General features: G+C 71.7%; 8 protein-coding genes, 1 tRNA gene and 1 pseudogene. 3 read left to right on the forward strand and 7 right to left on the reverse strand.

Annotated features, from left to right (window positions below; genetic code table 11):
* Nucleotides 1-7: 7 nt before the first annotated feature.
* The 5 genes from ACFYW1_RS16255 to ACFYW1_RS16275 form a co-directional block, all read right to left on the reverse strand.
* Complete coding sequence (locus ACFYW1_RS16255) at nt 8-592, reverse strand: 50S ribosomal protein L25/general stress protein Ctc (RefSeq protein ID WP_388992353.1); 585 nt, start codon at nt 590-592, stop codon at nt 8-10.
* Between the two features lie 196 nt (nt 593-788).
* Entirely contained in the window at nt 789-1763 is a 975-nt protein-coding gene (locus ACFYW1_RS16260; RefSeq protein ID WP_148836513.1) for a ribose-phosphate diphosphokinase, read from the reverse strand.
* A gap of 120 nt (nt 1764-1883) precedes the next feature.
* Entirely contained in the window at nt 1884-3332 is a 1449-nt protein-coding gene (gene glmU, locus ACFYW1_RS16265) for a bifunctional UDP-N-acetylglucosamine diphosphorylase/glucosamine-1-phosphate N-acetyltransferase GlmU (protein WP_388992356.1), read from the reverse strand.
* Between the two features lie 109 nt (nt 3333-3441).
* A tRNA-Gln gene (locus ACFYW1_RS16270) sits at nt 3442-3512 on the reverse strand.
* An 11-nt stretch (nt 3513-3523) separates the two neighbouring features.
* Nucleotides 3524-4396, reverse strand: coding sequence for a hypothetical protein (locus tag ACFYW1_RS16275; RefSeq protein ID WP_388992359.1), 873 nt, complete (start codon nt 4394-4396; stop codon nt 3524-3526).
* 154 nt (nt 4397-4550) lie between these two features.
* Between ACFYW1_RS16275 and ACFYW1_RS16280 the strand changes: the two genes are divergently transcribed.
* A complete protein-coding gene (locus ACFYW1_RS16280) occupies nt 4551-5867 on the forward strand; it encodes a histidine kinase (protein WP_388992362.1) in 1317 nt (438 codons plus the stop codon).
* Between the two features lie 53 nt (nt 5868-5920).
* On the opposite strand, the gene ACFYW1_RS16285 is transcribed toward ACFYW1_RS16280, so the two are convergent.
* Together ACFYW1_RS16285 and ACFYW1_RS16290 are read right to left on the reverse strand one after the other, a co-directional pair.
* The gene (locus ACFYW1_RS16285) at nt 5921-6457 is read right to left on the reverse strand and encodes an SUKH-3 domain-containing protein (RefSeq protein ID WP_388992366.1); all 537 of its coding nucleotides are present in this window, start codon (nt 6455-6457) and stop codon (nt 5921-5923) included.
* Between the two features lie 10 nt (nt 6458-6467).
* Nucleotides 6468-6992 carry a YwqJ-related putative deaminase gene (locus ACFYW1_RS16290; RefSeq protein ID WP_388992369.1) on the reverse strand — a complete coding sequence of 175 codons (525 nt, stop codon included), beginning with the start codon at nt 6990-6992 and terminating at the stop codon, nt 6468-6470.
* Nucleotides 6993-7307: 315 nt separating this feature from the next.
* Here ACFYW1_RS16290 and ACFYW1_RS16295 point away from each other — a divergent pair, with 315 nt between their 5' ends.
* Both ACFYW1_RS16295 and ACFYW1_RS16300 read left to right on the forward strand, forming a co-directional pair.
* Nucleotides 7308-8285, forward strand: a complete 978-nt coding sequence (locus tag ACFYW1_RS16295) for an SMI1/KNR4 family protein (protein ID WP_388992372.1) — start codon at nt 7308-7310, stop codon at nt 8283-8285.
* A 5-nt stretch (nt 8286-8290) separates the two neighbouring features.
* Nucleotides 8291-9414, forward strand: a pseudogene (locus ACFYW1_RS16300) (hypothetical protein); the annotation flags it as partial.

Here is a 9414-nt window from a genome sequence, read left to right on the forward strand (position 1 = left end):
GCGAGGCTCAGGCCTCGGCGCCCTCTTCGGTGCCCTCGGCGGCCGGCTCCTCGGCCTGCGCGGCGAGCACCTGGAGGACGACGGCGTCCTCGTCACCGGCGAGCGAGATGCCCTTGGGCAGCTCGATGTCCTTGGCGTGGATCGACGCACCGGCGTCCAGGCCCGCGACCGAGACCGTGACGGACTCGGGGATGTGGGTGGCCTCGGCCTCGACCAGCAGGGTGTTCTGGACGTACTCCAGCAGGTTGCCGCCCGGGGCCAGGTCGCCCTCGACGTGCACCGCGACCTCGACGCTGACCTTCTCGCCGCGCTTGACGGTCAGCAGGTCCACGTGCTCGATGTTGCCCTTGAGCGGGTTGCGCTGCACGGCCTTGGGGATGACCAGGGCGTCCTTGCCGTCGATCTCCAGACCGATCAGGACGTTGGCGGTCTTGAGCGCCATCATCAGGTCGTGGCCCGGCAGCGTCACGTGAACCGGCTCGGCACCGTGACCGTAGATGACACCGGGAACCTGGTTGGCACGACGGGTGCGGCGGGCGGCACCCTTGCCGAACTCGGTACGGATCTGGGCGGCGAGCTTGACCTCAGCCATGACTGCACTCCTCGTGGGGTGACGAAAAACGGACGGTCACCCGGCCCACGACAGACCTGCTACGAAGAGCGCGTCGATAACGGACCGCCGTACACATGGGTACGGCCTCCCTCGCCGAGCAACTCGCTGAGTCTACCCGCCGGGAAGGCCGCACCCAAAGTGGATCTTCGCTACCGCTCCTCGATGAGGAGAAAGCTCACTGCTCCTCGAAGAGGCTGGTCACCGAGCCGTCCTCGAACACCTCGCGCACCGCGCGCGCGATCGTCGGCGCGATCGACAGCACCGTGATCTTGTCGAGGTCCACCTCGGCCGGGGTCGGCAGGGTGTCCGTGAAGACGAACTCGCTGACCTTGGAGTTCTTCAGCCGGTCCGCGGCCGGACCCGACAGCACACCGTGCGTCGCCGTCACGATCACGTCCTCGGCACCGTGCGCGAACAGCGCGTCCGCGGCGGCGCAGATGGTGCCACCGGTGTCGATCATGTCGTCGACCAGGACACAGACCCGGCCCTTGACGTTGCCGACCACCTCGTGGACGGTCACCTGGTTGGCGACGTCCTTGTCGCGCCGCTTGTGCACGATCGCGAGCGGGGCGTCCAGCCGGTCGCACCAGCGGTCGGCGACCCGCACCCGGCCGGCGTCCGGGGAGACGATCGTCAGCTTCGAACGGTCGACCTTGGCACCCACGTAGTCGGCCAGGATCGGCAGCGCGAAGAGGTGGTCGACCGGGCCGTCGAAGAAGCCCTGGATCTGGTCCGTGTGCAGGTCGACGGTGAGGATGCGGTCGGCACCCGCCGTCTTCATCAGGTCGGCGACCAGACGGGCCGAGATCGGCTCACGACCGCGGTGCTTCTTGTCCTGACGGGCGTAGCCGTAGAACGGCACGATCACCGTGATGGAACGGGCCGAGGCGCGCTTCAGCGCGTCCAGCATGATCAGCTGCTCCATGACCCACTTGTTGATCGGGGCCGTGTGGCTCTGGATCAGGAAGCAGTCGGCGCCACGGGCCGACTCCTGGAAGCGGACGTAGATCTCACCGTTGGCGAAATCGAAGGCCTTCGTCGGCACGAGACCGACACCCAGCTGGTGCGCGACCTCCTCGGCCAGCTCGGGGTGGGCGCGGCCGGAGAAGAGCATCAGTTTCTTCTCGCCGGTCGTCTTGATCCCGGTCACAGCACAGTCTCCTCAGACGTGTTCCTGGCGCTGCACGCATGTGTCCCGATGTGCAACGAGCCAGCCGAAATGGGGTGAGCACCTATCACGGTACGCCGTGCGCGACGTACCCGTTTCCGGTCAGCTTTCGTCGCCGGCTTCCGAAGCGGCCGCCTGAGCCGCCTGCGCGGCGGCGCTCCCGGGACGCTTGCGGGCCACCCAACCCTCGATATTCCTTTGCTGGCCGCGGGCGACGGCCAGCGAACCGGACGGTACGTCCTTGGTGATGACCGAACCGGCGGCGGTGTAGACGCCGTCCCCGACCGTGACAGGAGCCACAAACATATTGTCCGAGCCGGTACGGCAGTGGGAGCCGATCGTGGTGTGGTGCTTGGCCACGCCGTCGTAGTTCACGAAGACGCTGGCGGCACCGATGTTGGTGTGGTCGCCGATCGTCGCGTCGCCCACGTAGCTCAGGTGCGGGACCTTGGTGCCCTCGCCGATCGTGGCGTTCTTCATCTCCACGTACGTACCGGCCTTGGCCTTCGTGCCGAGCCTGGTCCCGGGCCGCAGATAGGCGTACGGGCCGACCGTCGCGCCCTCGCCGACCTCCGCCCCGTCGGAGACCGTGTTGTCCACCCGCGCGCCCGCCCCGACGACGGTGTCCTTGAGCCGGGAGTTGGGGCCGACCTCGGCGTCCTCGGCGAGGTGCGTGGTGCCGAGCAGCTGGGTGCCCGGGTGCACGATCGCGTCCCGCTCGTACGTCACGGTGGCGTCGATCAGCGTGGACGCCGGGTCCACGACGGTCACGCCCGCCAGCATGGCCCGCTCCAGCAGCCGCTGGTTCAGCAGCCGCCTGGCCTCGGCCAGCTGGACCCGGTTGTTGATGCCGAGGATCTCGCGGTGGTCCCCGGCGACCGAGGCGCCGACCCGGTGACCCGCCCCGCGCAGGATGGACAGGACGTCGGTGAGGTACTCCTCGCCCTGGCTGTTGTCGGTGCCGAGCTTGCCGAGCGCCTCGGCGAGCAGCCGGCCGTCGAAGGCGAAGACCCCGGAGTTGATCTCCCGGATCTCGCGCTGGGCGTCGGTGGCGTCCTTGTGCTCGACGATCCCGGTGACCGCGCCGTCGGCCGGGTCGCGGACGATGCGCCCGTAGCCGGTGGAGTCCGGGACCTCGGCGGTCAGCACGGTGACGGCGTTGGAATCGGCCGTGTGGGTGGCGGCGAGCGCGCGGAGCGTCTCGCCGGAGAGCAGCGGGGTGTCGCCGCAGACGACGATCACGGTGCCGTCGACGGTGCCGCCCAGCTCGTCGAGCCCGACGCGCACCGCGTTCCCGGTGCCCTTCTGCTCGGCCTGGTGGGCGGTGCGCAGTCGGCCGTCGACGGCGGCGAGGTGCGCGGTGACCTGCTCGCGGCCGTGACCGACGACCACGACGAGGTGCTCGGGGTCCAGCTCGCGGGAGGCGGTGACGACATGTCCGACGAGCGACCGCCCGGAGATCTCGTGCAGGACCTTGGGGGTCTTCGACTTCATGCGGGTGCCCTCACCCGCTGCGAGGACGACGACGGCTGCCGGGCGTTCGGAGCTCACGGAAATGCCCTTCGGCTTCGGGTGGTGGACATCCGAAGGATACCGGGGGGCTTTCGGGCGGACATGGGTGCGGGCCCCGACCTGGAGAGGTCGGGGCCCGTCGCATGAGCTCCCGGGGAAGGAATCGAACCCTCATTCAATGGACCAAAACCATTTGTCCTGCCATTAGACGACCCGGGATGGATCGACCCCTATGTCTGATTCTGGCGATCAGTCACCGAGGCAGCCTCTACTATGCCGTACCACCAGCCTTCGATGCGACGGTACAGGTCGGCGCTTTTCAGAACGCGCACCACCAAACAGCCCCGGTAGTTCTCCCCCGTGTTCTTCCGGTTGGTCTTCGGGGAGTGCCTCTTGAGGGACGTCTTGCCGAACGCGGAGGCCCCGGCGCCCGTGAGTGCGGCCCAGAACCGCTCCGCCGACGCGGCGTCGGCGGTCTCGTGGATGTGCACGTGGAAGCGGAGGTGGTCGTCGCTCACCCCCAGCAGGCGGAGCCAGGCGAGGAAGAGCCCGATCATGTCGGGGTCGCTGTTGACGAAGGTGACCCGCTCCTGCGTGCGGTACGGCTTGGACTTGGAGCCCTCCGCCCAGTAGAGGCCCACGCCCAGCAGGAAGAGTTCGCGCGGGTTCATGGTGCCGATCTCGGCCTCCGCCCTCCTTCTCGTCTCCCTGCGCTCCTCGTCGCGCCGCCGGAGGGTCGCCTCCCAGCCGCGCCTGGCGATGGCCGACGCCTCTTCCCGGGTCCGCTTCCGCTCCGGCTTCGGTAAATCCCGCACCCACAGCGAGATCGAACTCTTCGAGCACCCCAGTTCCACCTGGATCCGGTCGTACGTCATGCCCTGGAGGCGCAGCTCGCGGGCCCTCTCGCGCAGGTCGTCCTTCGCGCGCGGGCGTTTCGTCCACTCCGGGGCGGGCTCGCCCCGGACGAGGCGGTTCAGGATGTCGTTGTTGTGGATGTGCAGCCGGTCGCGGATCTGCCGGAGGCTGAGGCCCTCCCGGCGCAGGGCGATCGCCTGCTCGCGCAGACCTTCGAAATCGGCGTACTTGCTCGTGATCTCCGTCATGTGCCGAGGGTCGTCCGGAATGCGGACTTCCGGTGCGAAAGCCTGCTCGATTCGCCATTTCAAGCGATAAGTGACTGTTTCGCCTTCGGACGAGAGGCGGACGTGCCGTACAGGCCACCCGAAAATGAGGCGCGTGCGCCCGTAGGGTGGACGCATGACCGCAACGGGGGCAGACCAGGAGGCGGCGGGACCGACCACCCGCGGCTACTGGTGGTGGGAGCGGCGGCGCAGTGTCGCCCTGGACGTGGGACTGGCGCTGGTCTCGGCGCTGGAGTGTGCGCTGGAGGGGGTGGAGTTCGCCGGGGACACCGGGTTGCCGGCGTCGATGGGCGTGGTGTTCGGGCTGCTCGCGGGGGCCGTGCTGGTGGTGCGGCGGCGGTGGCCGATCGCCGTGGTGCTGGTCACGGTCGCGATGACGCCCGCCGGGATGGGTTTTCTGATGGGCCTGGTCGGTCTGTACTCCCTGGCCGCCTCGGAGGTGCCGCGCAGGATCACCGCGGTGCTGGCGGGGATGTCCTTCGCGGGGACGTTCATCGTCTCGTACGTGCAGCTGCGGCAGGGCGTCGAGGAGCAGGCGGACTTCGGGCCCGGTGACTGGTACGTACCGCTGATCTCGCTCTTCATGTCGCTCGGGCTCACCGCGCCGCCCGTGCTGCTCGGGCTGTACATAGGGGCCAGGCGGCGGTTGATGGAGAGCCTGCGGGAGCGGGCCGACTCGCTGGAGCGGGAGCTGTCGCTGCTCGCCGACCGGGCCGAGGAGCGGGCCGAGTGGGCGCGTACGGAGGAGCGGACCCGGATCGCGCGCGAGATGCACGACGTGGTCGCCCACCGGGTCAGTCTGATGGTGGTGCACGCCGCCGCGCTCCAGGCCGTGGCGCCGAAGGACCCGGCGAAGGCGGTGCGCAATGCCGCCCTGGTCGGTGACATGGGGCGGCAGGCGCTCACGGAGCTGCGCGAGATGCTCGGTGTGCTGCGGTCGGGGGAGTCGGTGACGGCCGCCGCGTCGGGCCGGGTGCCGCTGGCCTCGGTGGGCCGGGCGGTGGCGGCGGCCGCGCCCGCGCCCGTGGAGGACGGACCCCGGCTGCACGAGGTGGAGACCCTGGTGGGGGAGTCCAGGGCGGCCGGGATGACGGTGGAGCTGTCGGTGGACGGCGAGGCCCGCGCGTACGCCCCCGAGGTGGAGCAGACCGCGTACCGGGTGGTGCAGGAGGCCCTGACGAACGTGCACAAGCACGCGGCGGGCGCGCGGACGTGGGTGCGGCTGGCGCATCGTGAGGCGGAGGTCGCGATGCAGGTGGAGAACGGGCCGTCGGACGCGGCCACGGTGGACGCGGGGCTGCCGAGCGGGGGCAACGGCCTGGTCGGCATGCGGGAGCGGGTGCTGGGGCTCGGCGGTGTGTTCGTGTCCGGTCCGACGGACGCGGGGGGCTTCCGGGTGTCGGCCGTCCTGCCGGCCCGGGGCACGGCCTGACCCCACGGCGGCCTGCCCCCACGGGTGGACGGCAGGGGCCCGGTCCGGGCGGTTCAGCCAGTGATCAGGCGGTCCGGCTGGACGCCCGTGACCAGGGTGGCCAGGGCCTGGTCGATGTCCGGTCCGAGGTACCAGTCCCCGGTGTGGTCGATGCTGTACACCCGGCCCTCCGTGTCGATGGCCAGGACGGCCTGCCCGTCGCCCTCCTCGCCCAGCGGGCTGACCTCGGTGTCCAGGGCCCGGCCGAGGTCGCCGAGGGTGCGGGCGAGGTGCAGCCCGCTCAGCGGGTCGATGCGGACGGGGGCCGGTGCGATCTGCCGGCCGGGCGCGGAGGCCGTGATGAGCAGTCCGCCGAATTCCGCCCATGCCTCCACGGCGGCGGGGAAGACCGCGTGCCGGTGGCCGGCGGGCGAGGTGTGCGAGCGCAGGGCGTCGGCCCACTCCTCGGCCTGCCGGATGTCCCAGCGGCCGGGCTGCCAGCCCGCGGTGCGCAGGGCGGCGTCGACGGAGACGGCGAAGCGGGTGGTCGAGTTGTTGCGGTCGCGTTCCGCGGGGCCCGTCTGTCCGGGCAGGTCTGTTCGGTCGAGCATCGGCGCGCGGTCAGCCCTTCTCGGCGGTGGTGGCCGCCCCGGTGGTCGTGAGGTCGACGGGGCGCACGCCGAAGTGGGCGAGCATCGGTGTGCAGGAGCGGCACGGTGGTGCGTAGCTGCCGTGCATGGGGTCGCCGTCCTCGCGGATGCGCCGTGCGGTGAGGCGGGAGTGCTTCAGGGCGCGCCGGGCCTCGCCGTTGGTCAGCGGCTTGCGCTGGGCGCGCTTGGAGCGGGTGGACTCGGCCGCGGTGAGGTGGCGGGAGAGCAGTATCGCCTCGGGGCAGCGGCCGGTGAAGCGTTCGCGCTGGCTGCTGGAGAGGGTGTCGAGGAAGTCCTGGACCAGCGGGTGCAGCACGGGGGGCCGGTCGCCCTTGCCCGCGGTGCAGGTGAGTGTTTCGCCGCGTACGGACAGCGCTGCGGCCACGGCCGGCAGGATGCCGTCGCGGCGGTGGCGCAGCAGGGGGGTGCGGCCGGCCGTGGTGCTGCTCCAGCTGAGGCGCGGATCCCCCGATGTGACTGTTTGTGCGGTGTGCATGGCGCTTTCCCTCCCGTGCCCGCAGCGGCAGCTGCGCGTGGTGCACGCCCCCGAGTTGCGGTGACAGCCTGCCAAATGTCCGGGCTCGTGGGGAAGCTGGGGCAGTGAAACGTGTCTCCGTGTCGCCCGTCCGGGGTGGGGGAGTCGCTCGTGCGTCACGGGAATGTGACGGTTGGTGACGGGTGTGGTGGGGGCGGCGTAGGACAGGTCACATGGGCGAGACCCGCCCTTGTGCCACCGCATAGGCTGTCCGCGGAGCGTCGTCCGGACGGGCGGTCGGTCCTCATCAGCCAGACGCAGCAGGGGGCAACCGCCATGACGACAGGTCGGCTCGGGCAGCAAGCCGCGCCACCGAACGCGGCCTACGCCGGGCAGCTCGTGCATTTTCCGGACCCGGTCCGGGCGTCCCGCCACCCCGGGGGCGTGCGCATGGACGAGCGCGGGAGCCCGGTGTTCGCGCCGTACGCCCGTGCTGCCGCCGAGATCGCCGAGCCGCCGGAGGGCTTCGGCGTCGACGAGCTGCGGTTGACGGACTACGTCTCGGCCAATGCGGCGCTGGCGGCGAGCGGCCATGAGCTGTGGGACACGATTCCCGCGGTCGCGACGCCGCACGGCTGGACCTGGCACCACGTGCCCGGTGGCCGGCGGATGGAGCTGGTCCCGGTCGAGGTCAAGGCGCTGCTCAGGCACCATGCCGGTCTCGCCGGTACTTCGGTCGACCACGACAAGCGGGGCACCCGCCCGTTGCAGGAGACCCGGCCCGCGCACTTCCGGCTGCCGAAGGGCGCCGTGGCGGTGAGCGAGGCGCAGGTCCTGGGCGTGGAGGAGGACCTCGGTTACCGGTTGCCCGGGGCGTACCGTTCCTTCCTCAAGGCGGCGGGCGGTTCGGCCCCGGTCGGCACGGCGCTGGACGCGGAGCTGGGCCTCCTGGTCGACCAGCCGTTCTTCACGGTGCGCGAGGAAGCGGCCGTGAACGACCTGGTGTACGTCAACAAGTGCCTGCGGGACCACCTCACCAAGGACTACCTGGGCGTCGGTTTCGTCCAGGGCGGCATCATCGCGGTGAAGGTGCGGGGCAACGGCGTGGGTTCGGTCTGGTTCTGCGCGTACGACGACGCCCGGGACCGGGACGGCTGGCACGTGCAGGAGCGGGTGGACCGGCTGCTGCTTCCGTGCGGTGCCGATTTCGACGCCTTCCTGCAGCGGCTGGCGGGCAATCCGCCGGAGCTGGAGACGGTGGCGAACCTGATGGTGGACGGCGGCTTCGCGCGGGCCGTCCCGGTGGAGGGGTGAGCGCGATGGTGACCTTTGCGCAGGCGCAGGAGCGCGCGGACGAGTGGATCAACGGCGACGTGCCCGCGTACCAGCACCGTGAGGTGCGGGTGCGGGAGTTCGAGCTGGGCTTCGTCGTGTGGGCCGAGGACCGTGCCGAGGGGCCGGTCTCGGACGGCGGCCGGCAGCGGATGGTGATCGCCCGGGACAGCGGTGAGGCCACCTTGTGGCCGGGGCTGCCGGTGGGCGAGGTGATCCGGCGGTACGAGGAGGAGTACGGCGGGAGCGATGCGGCCGCGGCCGCCGCTCCGGAGCCGCCGCAGCGCATCGATCTGAATCAGACGTCGTTCCTGTTGAGCCCTCCGGAGTGGCTCCAGGAGGCGGCCGACAAGCTGGGCATCCCGGACAGTCGTGAGAGCCGTGGGCAGGGCGAGTCCTCCTCGGCTCCGGCCGCTCCCGCCCCTTCGCCCTCTTCCACTCCTCCGCCGTTCGCGGCCCCGTCGGCTCCGGCGGCTTCCCCGGCCTCCGGGGACCAGGGGTCGCAGGGCGGGCGGGTCCCGTACGAGCCCACGGCCAACGACGGTGTTCCGGCGTCCGCGCCGAGCGCCCCGGCCCCCGCGCCGAACGTGCCCGACGGCGCCACGCCCTGGGCGGGCACGGACACCAACGCGGATTCCGACGACGGAGCGGTGCCGCTGCCGGCCACGGTGTTCGCGCCGCCGCTCTCCGGTGCCGACGACGAGAACGCCCCGCCGCCGGTCGTGTCGGCCGACGCGCCGACCGCGCTGATGTCCGGCGGCAGCCAGCTGCCCCCGACGGCGCTGGTTCCCGGCCTGGGCCGGCAGGCCCCGGCCGCCCCGCCGCCCGGCGCTCCGGGGGCTCCCGGCGTGCCGGGTGTCCCGCCGGGTGCTCCGGGTCCGGGGGCCGGTGGTATCGCGGACGCGGCCACCAGCAAGGCCGCCGTGTCGCCGCGCGGGGCGGGCCCGTCGACCCCGCCGCCGCCCGGTGCCCCCGGCATCCCGGGCGCAGCGCCCGGCGCTCCCGTGCCGCCGCCCTCGGGGCCGGGTGCGCCCGGTGCTCCGGCGGGCGGGTACATGCCGACCCAGCTCGCTCCCCAGATGGGCGGCCCCGGCGCGCCGCAGCCTCCGGG

Source organism: Streptomyces sp. NPDC002669 (assembly GCF_042889165.1).
In the GTDB taxonomy this organism is placed as follows: Bacteria; Actinomycetota; Actinomycetes; order Streptomycetales; family Streptomycetaceae; genus Streptomyces.

Coding starts and splice junctions, on each gene's coding strand:
- ACFYW1_RS16255 (WP_388992353.1), bottom strand. CDS start 592: ATGGCTGAGGTCAAGCTCGCCGCCCAGATCCGTACCGAGTTCGGCAAG.
- ACFYW1_RS16275 (WP_388992359.1), bottom strand. CDS start 4,396: ATGACGGAGATCACGAGCAAGTACGCCGATTTCGAAGGTCTGCGCGAG.
- ACFYW1_RS16280 (WP_388992362.1), top strand. CDS start 4,551: ATGACCGCAACGGGGGCAGACCAGGAGGCGGCGGGACCGACCACCCGC.
- ACFYW1_RS16285 (WP_388992366.1), bottom strand. CDS start 6,457: ATGCTCGACCGAACAGACCTGCCCGGACAGACGGGCCCCGCGGAACGC.
- ACFYW1_RS16290 (WP_388992369.1), bottom strand. CDS start 6,992: ATGCACACCGCACAAACAGTCACATCGGGGGATCCGCGCCTCAGCTGG.
- ACFYW1_RS16295 (WP_388992372.1), top strand. CDS start 7,308: ATGACGACAGGTCGGCTCGGGCAGCAAGCCGCGCCACCGAACGCGGCC.